This is a genomic window from Pseudomonas sp. GM17 (genome assembly GCF_000282175.2).
Lineage (GTDB): Bacteria > Pseudomonadota > Gammaproteobacteria > Pseudomonadales > Pseudomonadaceae > Aquipseudomonas > Aquipseudomonas chlororaphis.
In genome coordinates this window covers 4,938,945-4,953,641 of sequence record NZ_CP124732.1, presented here as the reverse complement: position 1 = coordinate 4,953,641, position 14,697 = coordinate 4,938,945, and the positions used below count along the sequence as shown (strand labels likewise).

At 64.1% G+C, this 14,697-nt stretch carries 16 protein-coding genes; 8 read left to right on the top strand and 8 right to left on the bottom strand.

Features of this window, described 5'->3' with window-relative positions; genetic code table 11:
• Positions 1 to 3 precede the first annotated feature (3 nt).
• On the top strand, positions 4 to 957 hold the full coding sequence (locus PMI20_RS21995) for a Dyp-type peroxidase (protein ID WP_007929313.1): 954 nt from the start codon (positions 4 to 6) through the stop codon (positions 955 to 957).
• 125 nt (positions 958 to 1,082) lie between these two features.
• Here the strand turns inward: PMI20_RS21995 and PMI20_RS21990 are convergent, their stop codons facing one another.
• The 5 genes from PMI20_RS21990 to PMI20_RS21970 form a co-directional block, all read right to left on the bottom strand.
• Positions 1,083 to 1,244, bottom strand: a complete 162-nt coding sequence (locus PMI20_RS21990; protein ID WP_007929314.1) for a DUF2474 domain-containing protein — start codon at positions 1,242 to 1,244, stop codon at positions 1,083 to 1,085.
• Entirely contained in the window at positions 1,231 to 1,386 is a 156-nt protein-coding gene (locus PMI20_RS21985; protein ID WP_007929315.1) for a hypothetical protein, read from the bottom strand. Before PMI20_RS21985 ends, PMI20_RS21990 begins: the two co-directional genes overlap by 14 nt.
• Positions 1,373 to 2,389 (bottom strand): cytochrome d ubiquinol oxidase subunit II, encoded by a 1,017-nt coding sequence (gene cydB, locus PMI20_RS21980; protein ID WP_007929316.1) that lies wholly within the window; start codon positions 2,387 to 2,389, stop codon positions 1,373 to 1,375. The genes PMI20_RS21985 and cydB overlap by 14 nt, the downstream gene beginning before the upstream one ends.
• A 15-nt stretch (positions 2,390 to 2,404) precedes the next feature.
• The gene (locus tag PMI20_RS21975; RefSeq protein ID WP_007929317.1) at positions 2,405 to 3,826 is read right to left on the bottom strand and encodes a cytochrome ubiquinol oxidase subunit I; all 1,422 of its coding nucleotides are present in this window, start codon (positions 3,824 to 3,826) and stop codon (positions 2,405 to 2,407) included.
• Between the two features lie 127 nt (positions 3,827 to 3,953).
• Positions 3,954 to 6,278 carry an FdhF/YdeP family oxidoreductase gene (locus tag PMI20_RS21970; RefSeq protein WP_007929318.1) on the bottom strand — a complete coding sequence of 775 codons (2,325 nt, stop codon included), beginning with the start codon at positions 6,276 to 6,278 and terminating at the stop codon, positions 3,954 to 3,956.
• Positions 6,279 to 6,725: 447 nt separating this feature from the next.
• Between PMI20_RS21970 and moaA the strand changes: the two genes are divergently transcribed.
• The 5 genes from moaA (at position 6,726) to moaE (ending at position 9,930) form a co-directional block, all read left to right on the top strand.
• The gene (moaA, locus tag PMI20_RS21965) at positions 6,726 to 7,724 is read left to right on the top strand and encodes a GTP 3',8-cyclase MoaA (protein ID WP_007929319.1); all 999 of its coding nucleotides are present in this window, start codon (positions 6,726 to 6,728) and stop codon (positions 7,722 to 7,724) included.
• Positions 7,725 to 7,763: 39 nt separating this feature from the next.
• Positions 7,764 to 8,663, top strand: coding sequence for a bestrophin family protein (locus PMI20_RS21960; RefSeq protein WP_007929320.1), 900 nt, complete (start codon positions 7,764 to 7,766; stop codon positions 8,661 to 8,663).
• Positions 8,664 to 8,755: 92 nt separating this feature from the next.
• Complete coding sequence (moaC, locus tag PMI20_RS21955) at positions 8,756 to 9,232, top strand: cyclic pyranopterin monophosphate synthase MoaC (RefSeq protein WP_162136180.1); 477 nt, start codon at positions 8,756 to 8,758, stop codon at positions 9,230 to 9,232.
• The gene (locus tag PMI20_RS21950) at positions 9,229 to 9,480 is read left to right on the top strand and encodes a MoaD/ThiS family protein (protein WP_007929322.1); all 252 of its coding nucleotides are present in this window, start codon (positions 9,229 to 9,231) and stop codon (positions 9,478 to 9,480) included. Before moaC ends, PMI20_RS21950 begins: the two co-directional genes overlap by 4 nt.
• Positions 9,481 to 9,483: 3 nt before the next feature.
• The gene (gene moaE / locus PMI20_RS21945; RefSeq protein ID WP_007929323.1) at positions 9,484 to 9,930 is read left to right on the top strand and encodes a molybdopterin synthase catalytic subunit MoaE; all 447 of its coding nucleotides are present in this window, start codon (positions 9,484 to 9,486) and stop codon (positions 9,928 to 9,930) included.
• 30 nt (positions 9,931 to 9,960) lie between these two features.
• Here moaE and PMI20_RS21940 read toward each other — a convergent pair whose 3' ends face one another.
• Positions 9,961 to 10,863, bottom strand: a complete 903-nt coding sequence (locus tag PMI20_RS21940) for a LysR family transcriptional regulator (RefSeq protein ID WP_007929324.1) — start codon at positions 10,861 to 10,863, stop codon at positions 9,961 to 9,963.
• Between the two features lie 151 nt (positions 10,864 to 11,014).
• Entirely contained in the window at positions 11,015 to 11,605 is a 591-nt protein-coding gene (mobA, locus tag PMI20_RS21935; RefSeq protein ID WP_007929326.1) for a molybdenum cofactor guanylyltransferase MobA, read from the bottom strand.
• Between the two features lie 251 nt (positions 11,606 to 11,856).
• On the opposite strand from mobA, the gene moaB reads away from it, so the two are divergent.
• A complete protein-coding gene (moaB, locus tag PMI20_RS21930) occupies positions 11,857 to 12,396 on the top strand; it encodes a molybdenum cofactor biosynthesis protein B (protein ID WP_007929328.1) in 540 nt (179 codons plus the stop codon).
• Positions 12,393 to 13,598, top strand: a complete 1,206-nt coding sequence (locus PMI20_RS21925; RefSeq protein WP_007929330.1) for a molybdopterin molybdotransferase MoeA — start codon at positions 12,393 to 12,395, stop codon at positions 13,596 to 13,598. The genes moaB and PMI20_RS21925 overlap by 4 nt, the downstream gene beginning before the upstream one ends.
• A 31-nt stretch (positions 13,599 to 13,629) precedes the next feature.
• Here the strand turns inward: PMI20_RS21925 and PMI20_RS21920 are convergent, their stop codons facing one another.
• Positions 13,630 to 14,670: an FUSC family protein gene (locus PMI20_RS21920; protein WP_007929332.1), complete on the bottom strand. Its 1,041-nt coding sequence runs from the start codon at positions 14,668 to 14,670 to the stop codon at positions 13,630 to 13,632.
• Between the last annotated feature and the right edge of the window lie 27 nt (positions 14,671 to 14,697).

Here is a 14,697-nt window from a genome sequence, read left to right as displayed (position 1 = left end):
AACATGCCAATATCCGACGCCAGTCCTGAACCGCAATCCGTCTGCAACCCGATTACCAGCAGCGCGATCTTTATCGTCGCCACCCTGGCCCCCGGCGGTGACGCCGCCGCCAAGGTGCGGGGCTGGTGCGAGGATGTGGCGGGCCTCACCCGTTCGGTCGGCAAGCGGGTGCCCGCGGGTAACCTGTCGTGCGTCTGCGGTTTTGCTTCGGCGGCCTGGGACCGGCTCTTCGGCGGGCCGCGCCCAGCCTCGCTGCACGCCTTTCGCGAGTTCGGCCCGCAAGAGCGCCGGGCCGTGGCGACCCCCGGCGACCTCCTGCTGCACATTCGCGCGGACCAGATGGACCTGTGCTTCGAACTGGCGACGCAACTGATCGGGGCATTGGGCGATGCGATCTCGGTGGTCGATGAGGTACAGGGTTTCCGCTATTTCGACATGCGTAGCATCATCGGTTTTGTCGATGGCACGGAAAACCCGGTGGGGCGCAAGGCCATCGAGTTCACCCTGGTCGGCGATGAAGACCCGGCGTTCAGCGGTGGCAGTTATGTGCTGGTGCAGAAGTACCTGCACAACATGAACGCCTGGAACGAGCTGTCGGTCGAGGCGCAGGAACGTATCATCGGGCGCAAGAAGCTGTCCGATATCGAACTCGACGATGCGGTCAAGCCGACCTCTTCCCACAGTGCCTTGACCACCATCACCAAGGACGGCGAGGAGGTGAAGATCCTGCGCGACAATATGCCGTTCGGCCGGCCCGGGGCGGGGGAGTTCGGCACCTACTTCATTGGCTACGCGCGTTCGCCGGAGCCCATCGAGCAAATGCTGGAAAACATGTTCGTCGGTCGGCCGGCGGGCAACTATGACCGTCTGCTGGATTTCAGCACGGCGGTGACCGGCGGCCTGTTTTTCGTGCCTTCGGCCGATCTGCTGGAAGCGTTGGCCGAACGCCAGCCCTGATCCGGATGCAACGAGCCCGCGAGGTGAGGGCCTCGCGGGCTCGTTGCATCTGGCGGATGCTATTCAATGGTTGCCGGGACCGCGCACCGGGAAAGGCACCGGGCCTTTACCGGTGCGATCAGCAATCAGTGAGTGGTCATGCCGGCCATGTGCATCATCAGCCGCAACAGACTGGCCACCGCACCCAGGGCCAGCACACTGCCCAGCCAGATGCCCACCAGCCATGCCAGCCGCCGATACCAGGGGGCGCTCGGGTGGCCGGTGGTCGATACCTCAGAGCGTTCCATAAGCCAACTCCATCATCAGTGCGGTGGCGGCGGCCAGCATCACCAGCCCGCCGAGGAACAGCAGGCTCAGCTGCGCCACCTGCTGGTAGAAAGGCCTCAGCCTGGCAGGGGGGCGAAGGGTTTCGCTGTCAATGGTAACCATCGCCGATCCTCACTTTGCCGCGGAACACGTAGTAGCTCCAGCAGGTGTACATCAGGATGATCGGCAGGATGAACAGGGTGCCGATCAGGATGAACAGCTGGCTGGACGGGGGCGATGCAGCCTGCCACAGGCTGATGGAAGGCGGCACGATGTTCGGCCAGATGCTGAAGGCCAGGCCGATGTAGCCCAGGAACACCAGCGCCAGGGTGAACACGAACGGCCAGTGCGAGTGATGCTGGCGCAAGGTGCGCAGCAGCCCGAACAGCGCCAGCAGCGCGAGAACCACAAGAGCGCCGAAGACCACGATATGCGCGTGGGTGAACCAGCGGCTGGCGATCTCCGGGTGCAGCATGGGCGTCCACACACAGAGCACCGCGACCACCGCCATCAGCACGAACGCCAGCGGCCGGGTGTAGTGGCGCATACGCGATTCGAGCATGCCTTCGGTCTTGACCAGCAGCCAGGTGCTGCCCAGCAGTGCGTAGGCGACGATCAGGCCCAGGCCGCAGAACAGCGGGAACGGCGCCAGCCAGTCCAGGTTGTCGCCGGCGAACTGGCGATCGACCACCGGGATCCCGGCGATATAGCTGCCAATCACGATGCCCTGGCAGAAGGTCGCCAGCAGCGAGCCGCCGATGAACGCCATGTCCCAGATATGGCGTTTTTCCGGGCTGGCCTTGAAGCGGAACTCAAAGGCCACGCCGCGGAAGATCAAGCCGGCCAGCATGAAAATCAGCGGCAGGTACAGGGCCTCCAGAATCACCGAATAGGCCAGCGGGAAGGCCCCGTACAGCGCCGCGCCACCGAGGATCAGCCAGGTTTCGTTACCGTCCCAGACCGGCGCCACAGTGTTCATCATCACATCGCGCTCCTGCGCGTCCGGGATGAGCGGGAAGAGGATCCCCAGTCCCAGGTCGAAGCCATCCATGATGACGTACATCATCACCCCGAAAGCGATGATCACGCCCCAGATCAACGACAGATCTATACCTTGAATGCCCATGGGCAAGCTCCTTGTTCAGTTGGCGGGGTTGCCGGACGCGAAGGTCTCGGTGACCGCGGACAGCGGCCGGCGCGGCGTGCGGTCCTGGCCGGGGCCGCCTTGTGGCGGATGATCGTGATGCGGCTGCGGGCCTTTGCGGACCAGCTTCATCATGTAGGCGATGCCCACGGTGAACACCGAGAAGTAGATCAGCACGAACAGCGCGAGCGAGATGCTCAACTGGCTGACCGAGTGGTTCGACGCCGCATCGGCGGTGCGCTGCAAGCCGTACACCACCCACGGCTGGCGGCCGACCTCGGTGGTGATCCAGCCGGCCAGCATGGCGATCAGGCCGGTCGGGCCCATGAACAGCACCAGGCGCAGGAACAGCCGGTTGCGGTACAGCGCGCCGTTGCGACGCAAGGCCAGGCCGAGCAGGCCGGTGAGGATCATCAACATGCCCAGCCCGGCCATGATCCGGAAGCTGAAGAAGATGATGGTCGCGTTCGGCCGGTCCTCTTTCGGGAAGCTCTTGAGCGCCGGGATCTGCTGGTCCAGGCTGTGGGTCAGGATCAGGCTGCCCAGGTAAGGCACTTCGAGCGCATAACCGGTCTTCTCGGCGTCCATGTCGGGGATGCCGAACAGCACCAGCGGCGTCGGTTCATTGCCGATGTTTTCCCAGTGGCCTTCGATGGCGGCGATTTTCGCCGGCTGATGTTCCAGGGTGTTCAGGCCGTGGGCATCGCCGACCACCGCCTGGATCGGCGCGACGATCAGGGCCATCCACATCGCCATCGACAGCATCTTGCGCACTTGTGGCGTGTCGTTCTTGCGCAGCAGGTGCCAGGCCGCGGACGAGCCGACAAAAAACGCCGTGGCGACGAACGCGGCGATCGCCATGTGCGCCAGGCGGAACGGGAACGACGGGTTGAACACGATGGCCAGCCAGTCCATCGGCACGATCCGCCCATCGACGATGGAGAAGCCCTGTGGCGTTTGCATCCAGCTGTTGGAGGCGAGGATCCAGAAGGTCGAGATCAGCGTGCCGATCGCCACCATGACCGTGGAGAAGAAGTGCAGCCCACGGCCGACCCGGTTCCAGCCGAACAGCATCACCCCGAGGAAACCGGCCTCGAGGAAAAACGCGGTCAGCACTTCATAGGTCAGCAGGGGCCCGGTAATGCTCCCGGCGAAGTCCGAGAAGCGACTCCAGTTGGTGCCGAACTCGTAGGCCATGACCAGCCCGGAGACCACCCCCATGCCGAAGTTGACGGCAAAGATTTTCGACCAGAAGTGATACAGGTCCTTGTAGACCGAGTTATTGCTTTTCAGCCAGAGGCCTTCGAGCACTGCCAGGAAGCTGGCCAGCCCGATGGTGATGGCGGGAAAGATGATGTGGAACGAGACCGTGAACGCGAATTGAATTCGCGCCAGGTCGAGCGCTTCCAGGTTTGACATGACGATACCCTCAGAGTGGTTCGATACCTGTGCACAGCCCGGCCGACCGCGTGAGCCTCGCGGCTCGCGGTCAACGGCAGTGCAGGTTTCGAAAGGGCCGGGGCGACGCGCGCCGCCCCGGGCAGGTTCAATCGACGGAGGACTGGATCAGGTTGCTGACCGGCGCCGGTTCAAGGCGAATCGCAATGAACTTCGAGGTCGGGGTGAAGGTGCGGTCGCCGTAGCTTTCCAGTGGCACCAGAGGGTTGGTTTCCGGGTAATAGGCAGCGGCCTGGCCGGCTGGAATGTCGTAGGCGATCAGGGTGAAGCCGCTCACCCGGCGCTCGCGACCGTCGCCCCACAGCGAGATCATGTCGACCTTCTGCCCCGGCTCGTAGCCCAGCTTGCGAATGTCCTGCTCGTTGACGAAGACCACGTCGCGCATGCCGTAGACCCCGCGATAACGATCGTCCAGGCCATACAGGGTGGTGTTGTACTGATCGTGGGAACGCATGGTCTGCAGGATCAGCTCCGGCTTCACGCCCAGGTCGCGCACGCCCTGGCTCACCAGGTGTTCCGGCAATACGCCGGGAGTGAATTGGGCTTTGCCGGTGGCGGTTTTCCAGATGCGCTGGGCGGCGTCGTTACCCAGGTGGAAACCACCGGGGTGCAGCAGCTTCTGGTTGAAGTCCTTGAAGCCGGGAATGGTGTCGGCGATCAGGTTGCGGATGCGGCTGTAGTCCTCGATCACCCAGAGCCAGTCGATGGGGTGGCTGCCGAGGGTGGCGTTGGCGATCCCGGCGATGATCGCCGGTTCCGAACGCATCAGCGGCGACTTGGGTTTCAGCTGGCCGTGGGAGATGTGCACCATGCTGAAGGTGTCTTCCACGGTGACGCCTTGCGGGCCCTGGGCTTGCAGGTCGATATCGGTGCGCCCCAGGCATGGCAGGATCAGCGCCTCGCGGCCGGTGACCAGGTGGCTGCGGTTGAGCTTGGTGGCGATGTGCACGGTCAGCTCGCAGTTGCGCAGCGCGGCATGGGTGCGCGGGCTGTCGGGGGTGGCCTGGGCGAAGTTGCCCCCCAGGCCGATGAACACCTTGGCCCGACCTTCTTCCATGGCGGCGATCGCCATCACCGTGTTGTGCCCGTGCTTGCGCGGCGCCTTGAAGGCAAAACGCGCTTCCAGGGCATCGAGCAACTCGGTGGGGGCCAGTTCGTTGATGCCCATGGTGCGGTCGCCCTGCACGTTACTGTGGCCGCGCACCGGCGACAGCCCGGCGCCCGGACGGCCGATATTGCCGCGCAGCAGTTGCACGTTGACCACTTCCTGCACGGTCAGCACCGAGTGGGTGTGCTGGGTCACGCCCATGGCCCAGCACATGATCACCCGCTTGGCCTTGCGGTACATGCGCGCGGCCAGCTCGATGTCCTCCAGGGACAGCCCGGACTGTTCGAGGATGTGCTCCCAACTGGTGGCGTCGACTTCGGCCAGGTAGGCGTCCAGGCCCGAGGTGTGCTCGGCGATGAAGGCGCGGTCGAATACCGCCTCGCCGTTGTTGGCCAGGGCTTCGCGTTCCCACTGCCAGAGGAACTTGGCGATGCCGCGCATGGCTGCCATGTCGCCGCCCAGGGCCGGGCGGAAGTAGGCGGAGGAGGTGGGCTCGGAGCCGTTGGTGAGCATCTCCAGCGGATGCTGCGGGTGCTGGAAGCGTTCCAGGCCACGCTCTTTCAGCGGGTTGAAACAGATCACCTGGGCACCGCGCTTCACCGCTTCACGCAGCGGTTCGAGCATCCGTGGGTGGTTGGTGCCGGGGTTCTGGCCGATGACAAAAATCGCGTCGGCTTCCCCCAGGTCCTCGAAGGTCACCGTACCCTTGCCCACGCCGACGCTGTCGTCCATGCCCAGGCCGCTGGCCTCGTGGCACATGTTCGAGCAGTCGGGGAAGTTGTTGGTGCCGTAGGCGCGCACGAACAGTTGATAGAGGTAGGCGGCTTCGTTGCTGGCCCGGCCCGAGGTGTAGAACTCGGCCTGGTCGGGCGACTCCAGCCCGTTCAGGTGCCTGGCGATCAGGGCGAAGGCGTCGTCCCAGCTGGTTTCGACGTAACGATCCAGGCTGGCGTCGTAACGCATCGGGTGGGTCAGGCGACCCTGGTATTCGAGCCAGTAGTCGCTTTGCGCCGCCAGTGCCGACACCGTGTATTTGTTGAAGAAGGCCGGGTTGACCAGGCGCCCGGTGGCTTCCCAGTTGACCGCCTTGGCGCCGTTCTCGCAGAACTTGACCATGCCGTTTTCCGGCGACTCGCCCCAGGCACAGCCCGGGCAGTCGAAGCCGCCGTTCTGGTTGGTCTTGAGCATGGTGCGAATATTCTTGAAAGCGTTTTCGCTGCCCAGCCAGTTCCTGGTCACGGCAATCAATGCGCCCCAACCGGCCGCCGCCCCCTTGTACGGTTTATAGCGTTCAACTTCGCTCATGATACTTCTCCAGGACATTGCACGTAGGCTGCGCCTAATGCCGAGTCATTGTTAATGACTGTTTTCTTGTGTGCATGAATAACCAACTTTAAGTGGCCGTTAATTACAGGCTGCACAGGTTTATGCACTTCGCGGATATTGCTTCAGGACTGCGGGGTCAAGCCTAAGCCGCTTATAAAGTGCCTGTCTAATCGCAAATAATGACCGGATGATCGAAATGCTCTATCAAGGAAAAAATCGATACTAATCAATAAAATAACTACTTAATCCGGTCCGGAATTGGATGATTTTTCTTCTGATAAATCCCATCGATCAACCGGTTGTTAATAGCAATTAGACGGTGATTTGAAATGTCCTTAGTCTTGCCTCAAACAAGGCCCTCTATAACGGTGGCCTTCCAATAACGGCACTCGGGTCGATACATCTGAAGTGCTGACGGAGGCGGTAATGTCAGATCGAATCCTGCAGGATGGTTTTTCCAGGCGAGTCGACTATCTGCGAATGTCGGTGACCGATCGCTGCGATTTTCGCTGTGTGTATTGCATGGCCGAAGACATGCAGTTCCTGCCGCGGCAACGGATCCTGACCCTGGAGGAGCTCTATCAGCTGGCGCAAAGTTTCGTCGCCCTGGGCACCCGGAAAATCCGCCTGACCGGGGGCGAACCCTTGATCCGCCCGGGCGTCGTCGAGCTGTGCCGGCGCATCGCCGCGCTGCCGGGGCTGCGCGAGCTGTGCATGACCACCAATGGCTCGCAGTTGGGCAAGCTGGCGGCGCCCTTGTTCGAGGCCGGGCTCAAGCGCCTGAACATCAGCATCGACAGCCTCGATGCCAGGCGCTTTCGCGAGCTGACCCGCACCGGCGACCTGGCCCAGGTGATCGCTGGCATCGATGCGGCGAACGCCGCCGGTTTCCAGCACACCAAGCTCAACTGCGTGGTGATGAAAGGGCGCAACGATCACGAGATCAACGACCTGGTGGGCTTTGCCATCGACCGTGGGCTGGACATCTCCTTTATCGAAGAGATGCCCCTGGGGGTGATCAGCGAACACAGCCGCGCCGATGCGTTCTTTTCCAGCGCCCAGGTGCGCGAGCGCATCGCCGAGCGCTACACCCTGATCGACTCCACCGAATCGACCCAGGGGCCGTCGCGTTACTGGCGCCTGGCCGAGGCACCGGAGATTCGCCTGGGGTTCATCTCGCCCCACAGCCACAACTTCTGCGCCACCTGCAACCGGGTGCGGCTGACCGTCGAGGGCCGGCTCCTGCTGTGCCTGGGCAACGAGCATTCGGTCGATTTGAAGCAGGTGCTGCGCAGCCATCCGGGCGAGCCGCAGCGCCTGGAGCGGGCAATCATCGAGGCGATGAAAATCAAGCCGTACCGCCACAACTTCGCACTCAATGACGAGGTGCAAGTGGTGCGGTTCATGAACATGACCGGCGGCTAGCCCGCGCGGTTTTCCCCTCTGCAAAAAGGCTGTCTTGCGATGATCGTCAGATCCAAACCCAACCTGATCAATGTGCTGATCTCCCTCAAGGGCTCGATTGCCAAGCGCATCGCCCTGCGCAGCCTGCTGGTGACCCTGCTGGCCTCGGCGATCGTGTTTATCGAGACCCTGTACCCGACCTATTTCTCCAGGGTTAATGCCACGCCGTTCACCCTGTTGGGCCTGTCGCTGTCGATCTTCATGAGCTTTCGCAACAACGCCTGCTACGACCGCTGGTATGAAGCGCGCAAGGCCCTGGGCACGCTGGTGACGGAGGTGCGTTCGATGATCCGCGAAACCCAGGCGATCAAGGATTCGCGGCAGCGCGGCAGGATCCTGCGCGACCTCTGCGGCTTCGCCCATGCGCTCAACGCCAGGCTGCGCCAGGAAGACCAACTGAGCGCGGCGGGCACCTGGCTGAGCCAGCTGCCGTCGGCCCAGGCGCCCAACGTGCCGGACAGCATCCTGCGCCATGTCGGCCAACAGTGTTCGACCCTGGCCGAATCCGGGGCGATCAGCGAATGGCGCTACACGCTGCTGGCCAATCACCTGAGCAGCCTGACCAACGCCCAGACCGTCTGCGAGCGGATCAAGGGCACGCCATTGCCTTTTCCCTACACGCTGTTGCTGCACCGCACCAGCTACATGTTCTGCATCCTGCTGCCCTTTGCCATGGCCGAGCCCCTGGGCTGGCTGACGCCGATCTTCACGGCCATCGTCAGTTACACGTTTTTCGGCCTGGACGCCATTGGCGACGAGCTGGAAGACCCTTTCGGCCGGGACGAGAACGACCTGCCGACCAATGCCCTGGTGCGCACCATCGAGCGGGAGGTGCTCGATGCCCTGGGGGCCACCCAGCTGCCGCCGGTGCTGCAACCGGTGGACTTCGTGCTGAGCTGACCGACGCCCATGCATTCGCCCCGGTTCCCCCGGGCCACATCACTCAACCCAGCCAACAGGCTGCGAGGATAACCATGAACCACGATTCCACGATCCTGACTCACCTGGACGCCGAAGGGCGGGCCAACATGGTCGATGTCAGCGACAAGCCGCCCACCGACCGAGAAGCCCAGGCCCAGGCCTGGGTGCGCATGCAGCCCGCCACCTTGCAACTGATCCAGCGCAACGGCCACCCCAAGGGTGACGTGTTCGCGGTCGCGCGCATCGCGGGCATCATGGCGGCGAAGAAAACCCATGAGCTCATCCCGCTGTGCCACCCGTTGCTGCTCAGCTCGATTCACCTCGAACTGAAGGCGGTCGAGCCCGACAGCGTCAGGATTGTCGCCACCTGCCGGCTCAACGGCCGCACCGGTGTCGAGCTCGAAGCCCTCACCGCGGCCAGCGTCGCCGCGCTGACCCTCTACGACATGTGCAAGGCGGTCGACCGCGGGATGGTCATCGACAGCATCCAGCTGCTGAAGAAACAGGGCGGGCGATCGGGCAGCTTTGACGCGGGAGTCACAGCATGATCCTGGTCAACTACTTTGCCCGTTATCGCGAGCAGCTCGGTATCGGCGGCGAGAAGATCGCGCTGGATGATTCGTTGCGCAGCGTCGGCGACGTGAGGACGTTGCTGATGGCCAGGGGCGAGACCTGGCAGGCGGTGCTCGGCGAAACCAGCCTGATGTGCGCGCTGAACCAGGACCTGTGCAACCTCGACGCGCCCATCGAGGACTTCGACGAGATCGCGTTTTTTCCGCAAGTCACCGGGGGCTGAGCCATGACCGTGTACGTCCAGGCCGAGGCCTTCGACCTCGATCGACTGCACCGCGAGGTGCACGGCGGGGACCCCGGCGTTGGCGCGCTGGTGACCTTCGTCGGCTATGTGCGTGACCTGAACCTGGGGGAGCAGGTCGGCAGCCTGTTCCTCGAACATTACCCGGGCATGACCGAGCGTTCGTTGCAGCGCATCGTCGATGAGGCCCATGAGCGCTGGCCATTGCAACGGGTAAGGGTGGTGCATCGGGTGGGGGCGTTGCAGGTGGCTGAGCCGATCGTGTTTGTCGGCGTCGCCAGCGCCCATCGGCAGGCGGCCTTCGAGGCCTGCGCCTTCCTGATGGATTACCTGAAAACCCGCGCGCCGTTCTGGAAGCGCGAACAGACCTCGTCCGGCGAGCGTTGGGTGCAGGGCCGGGAGAGCGACCAACTGGCCGCCAGTCGCTGGTAGGGCGGGGATGCGCCCTGCGGCGCAGCACTTTCAGTCGGCCGTTGGCGCTTGCCCGGCAAACAGTTTCCTGGCTTCGGCAAAGCACTTTTCGGCAATGGCTGAGCGCGGTTCGGTCTTGCGCATCACCAGGCCCAGGGGCGCCAGCACACTGGCATCCGGCAGGTTGATGAAGGCCAGGTTCTCGATCGGGTTTTCCAGGGTGCTGGACAGCGGCATGATCGAGCAGCAGAAGCCTTCGTGAATCGCCTGGAACAGCTGATAGGTCGAATCGCTTTCGAGGATCGGCTGCGGGTCGAGGCCGCGGCTGCGGAAACTCAGGTCGATGGATTTGCGGTAGTGCATGCCATTGCTGATCATCCCCAGGGGCAGCTCGGCGGCCTCTTCCCAGCTCATTTCGCTGCCTTCGAAATGGAAGTGGCGGGTGTCGTACAGCAGGCCGACGCGGGTTTCACCGATCTCGAAAAATTCGAAATAGTTCGGGTTCACGTGGTCCAGGTAACACACACCCAGGTCCAGCTGGTTGTTGCCCAGGCCTTCGATGATCTGGTCCGAACTCATGGACGACAGGGCGAACTTGAGCTCCGGGAAACTCCTGGAAAGACCCTGGACGTAGCCGATCGGGTTGAAGCTGCTCAGCGGCACCAGGCCCAGGCGCAGGCTACCGACCAATTGGCCACGGCACGCGGCGGCCTCGGCGAACAGCCCGTCATGGGCGGCGAGCAGGGTCCGCGCCCAGGCCAGCACCCGTTCGCCGGCCTCGGTGAAACCTTCGAAGCGCTGGCCGCGCTTGACCAGCACCAGGTCCAGCTCGTCCTCCAGGTTGCGCAAGCGCATGGACAGGGTCGGCTGGGTGATGTGGCAGCGCGCCGCGGCCTGGCCGAAGTGTCGGGTCTGGTCCAGGGCGATAAGGAACTTGAGTTGTTTGATGTCCACGATGGCACCTGTTGAAGAAGGGGGTTGATGTCAGGGGTAAGTCCAGGATGCACGAAGCGCCGGGAAATCCCGATCCGACCTTTGGAGGAAAAGACTGTGCATCCGTTCGGTGACACGCGGAGCTGCTAAAAAAGCCGTTAAAAAAATGCCGTTAAAAAAGTAGCTCAGGGGTATTGAAGTTGCTCAGGCGCGGGTCGTCCTCGGCGCAGACCAGGGCCTGCGGCCGGTGCTTCGACAAGGCACGTTGCAGGCTGCGTTCGCCGGCGTCCCAGTCGTGTTGCAGGCTCGCCAGCAAGGCCTTGGGGATCAGGCTGAACATGGGTTGCCAGTGGCCGGCCTGTTGCACCATCAGCACCGAGTCCGCGGCGGGGCGCGCCGCCAGCATGGCGCCGATCAGCGCGCCGTCGATTTTCGGCGCGTCGCAGGCGAACACCAGCAGCCACGGATGACGCGCCACGGCCAGGCCGGCGAGCACGCCCGCCAGGGGCCCCGGGAAATCCTTCTGCGAGTCTTCGACCAGTTGGTCGGCATAGGCCCGATACTGCTCGGCGTTGCGGTTGCAAGAGATGATCAGGTCGTCGGTGAAAGGTCGGACCGCCGCCTGCACATGGGCGATCAGCGGCTTGCCCTGCCAGGGCAGCAGGCCCTTGTCCCGGCCGCCCATGCGCGCGCCACGGCCGCCGGCCAGCAGCAGCACCGAGCAGGGGTTGGACGAAGGGGCGGCGGGGCAGGTCGGGGTCATTGTTCGAGGCACGCTGGTTGGGGGCTCAGACGATCTCATTGTCGCCCCTTCGAGTCCAATCGGAAGTATCGAATGAGCGATCAAAAGGCTCTATCGGCCGCGGATTTCACCGGCGCGGGCCGGCACGTCAGGGGGAAAAATTCCTTGATAGATGGGCTCGATAAAGTGGTCGGCCAGAGTGATTAGACACCGACGGTTTCAGCGCTTTAGCCTCTGGCCATGGTTTTTATGACTGCCCGCCGGAGAAAGACATGAGTGTGAAATCGGATGCATTGTTTGTCCCCCTGAATATTGCCGTGCTGACCGTCAGCGATACCCGCGAATACGCCACCGACACCTCCGGGCAATTGCTCGTCAGCCGCCTGCTGGAAGCTGGCCATACCCTGAGCGAGCGCAACCTGCTCAAGGATGACCTGTACAAGATCCGCGCCCAGGTCGCCCTGTGGATCGCCGATGAAGCTATCCAGGTGGTGCTGATTACCGGCGGCACCGGTTTCACCGGGCGCGACAGCACGCCCGAGGCGGTGAGCTGCCTGCTGGACAAGCGGATCGACGGTTTCGGCGAGCTGTTCCGGGCGATTTCCATTCTCGATATCGGCACCTCCACCGTGCAGAGCCGGGCCCTGGCCGGGCTGTCCAACGGCACCCTGGTGTGCTGCCTGCCAGGCTCCACGGGCGCTTGCCGGACGGCCTGGGAAGGCATCCTCGCCGAGCAACTGGACGCCCGCCACCGGCCGTGCAATTTCGTGCCGCACCTCAAGCAGGTGCAAGCCTGCGGGACTCGCGGATGAGCGCCTCAGCGCTGATGCCGGTGGAGGAGGCCATCGCCCGCTTGCTGGCCATGGCCGAGGCGCAACGTTTGCAGGACAGCGAGCCGGTGGCGCTGGGCGAGGCGCGGCAACGGGTGCTGGCCAGCGACCTGGTGGCGACCCTGGATCTGCCGCCCTGGCCGAACAGCGCCATGGACGGTTATGCCTTGAACCTCGATGCCTGGGACGGCCAGCCGCTGGCGGTGTCGCAACGCATTTTCGCCGGCCAGGCCCCCGAGCCGTTGCGGCCGGGCACCTGCGCGCGAATCTTCACCGGCGCGCCGCTGCCCGAGGGCGCCAACAGCATCGAGATGCAAGAGAACGTCGAGCTGCTTGACGACGGTCGCGTGCGCTTCAAGCAGCCGCTCAAGGCCGGTCAGAATATTCGCCCGCAAGGCCAGGAGAACCGCGCCGGGCAAGTGCTGCTGCGCGCCGGCAAACGCCTGGGGCCTTTCGAACTGGCCATCGCCGCGGCCCAGGGCTGTACCCATCTGCCGCTGGTGCGGCGGCCGCGGGTGGCGTTGCTGTCGACGGGCGATGAACTGGCCGAGCCGGGCACCGCCTTGCGCCCCGGCTGCATCTACAACAGCAATCGCACCCTGCTCAGCCACTGGTTGAATGCCCTGGGCTGCGAGGTGATCGATGCCGGAATTCTCCCCGACCAGCCGCAGCAGACCCGGCTGCGCCTGGAACAGCTGCAATGCGCCGCGGACCTGATCCTGACCACCGGCGGCGTGTCCGCCGGCGACGCCGATTGCCTCGGCCAGGTACTGCGCGAGTGCGCCACCCCGGTGTTCTGGAAGCTCGCGATAAAACCCGGCAAGCCGCTGACCGTGGGGCGCTTCGGCACCGTGCCGGTGATCGGCCTGCCCGGTAACCCGACCTCGGCCCTGGTGACCTTTGGCCTGCTGGCCCGGCCGTATCTGTTGCGCATCCAGGGCGTCGAAGAGGTCATGCCCTTGAGCTTCCCGGTCAGCGTCGGTTTCGACTGGCCGAAAGCGGGAGGCCGCCGCGAATACCTGCGGGCCAGGCTGGAGGAGGGCCGCGCCGTGCTTTATCCGAACCAGAGTTCCGGTGTGTTGCTGGGCGCTTCATGGGCCGATGGGCTGGTGGAAATCCTTGAGGGCAGCACCTTGCGGGCCGGCGAGCCGGCGCGCTTCATTCCGTTCAGCGAGTTGTTCTAGCCGGCGCGGTCTGGCGGCAGGCGTGGCGCACTCAGATCTTCCAGTGCTCCGCGCTTTTCGCCAGGCGCTGGCGCATCTCGTCGAGGGTGGCCACCAGTTGCCGGGTCAGCAGGCGGTAGCCGTCCAGCGCGCTGTAGACCGAGGTGTCGAGGGGCGAGGAGGCCGGGCCATCCAGGGGCCGCCCCAGGCGTCTGGTGGCGCCGGATTGCAGGGCGCGGGCCATGCCCACCAGCTGTATGCGCACCTGCCGGTGCTCATGCTTCATGAGCTGTTGCAACTGTTCGCGGGCCTGTGGGGCACTGAGGTCCGGCCGGGTATTGCCGAGGATTTCCAGGGTGCTGAAGCACATGCGCAGGTTGCGCTGGATGGCGTCCAGTTCGGTCATGGAGATCCGCACTTCCTTGGACACCGAGGGCATCAGCGAGCGCAGTTGCAGCAAGGTGCTGTTGAGGCGCCCGAGCAACTTCAGGTGTTCGTCGTCGGTCACCGACTGGCCGCCGATGATGCGTCCGTAAAGGGTGGCGCAGTCGCGCAAGGCGCTGGCCAGGTTGTAGCGCCAGGAGTAGACCGCATACAGCGGAATGGCGAAGGAGAACGCCAGGGCCAGGGCGATACCGATGAGGATATCCACGGTGCGCCACAGGCCATCGCTGACGTGGTTGTCGCCGTGGCCGGCGACGATGAACACGGTGATCGCCGCCAGCAGCGCGGTGTAGCCGCCCTTGCCGATAGCGTGATAGGAGAAATACCCGCACACCACCGACATCCCCAGGTAGGTCAGCCAGGACAGGCCCAGGTAAGCCTGCTGCACCACCAGCACCAGGCCGACGCCCGCGCCGATCAAGGTGCCGATGGCCCGTTCCGCAGCCTTCTTGCCAATGTTGCCGTGGTGCTGCAAGCCGCCGATCACCACCAGCATGGTCACCGACGCCCATTCGCCGTGGGGCAGATTGAGGCCGGTGGTCAGCGCGATGGTGGCCAGCAACCCCAGGGCCACGCGTACCGCATGGATCAGCTTGGCGTAGCGGTAGCGCCGATACGGGTCCAGTACCGGGAGCAGGAAGCGGCGCAACAGCGGTGGCAGGCGGAAGGTCTGGCC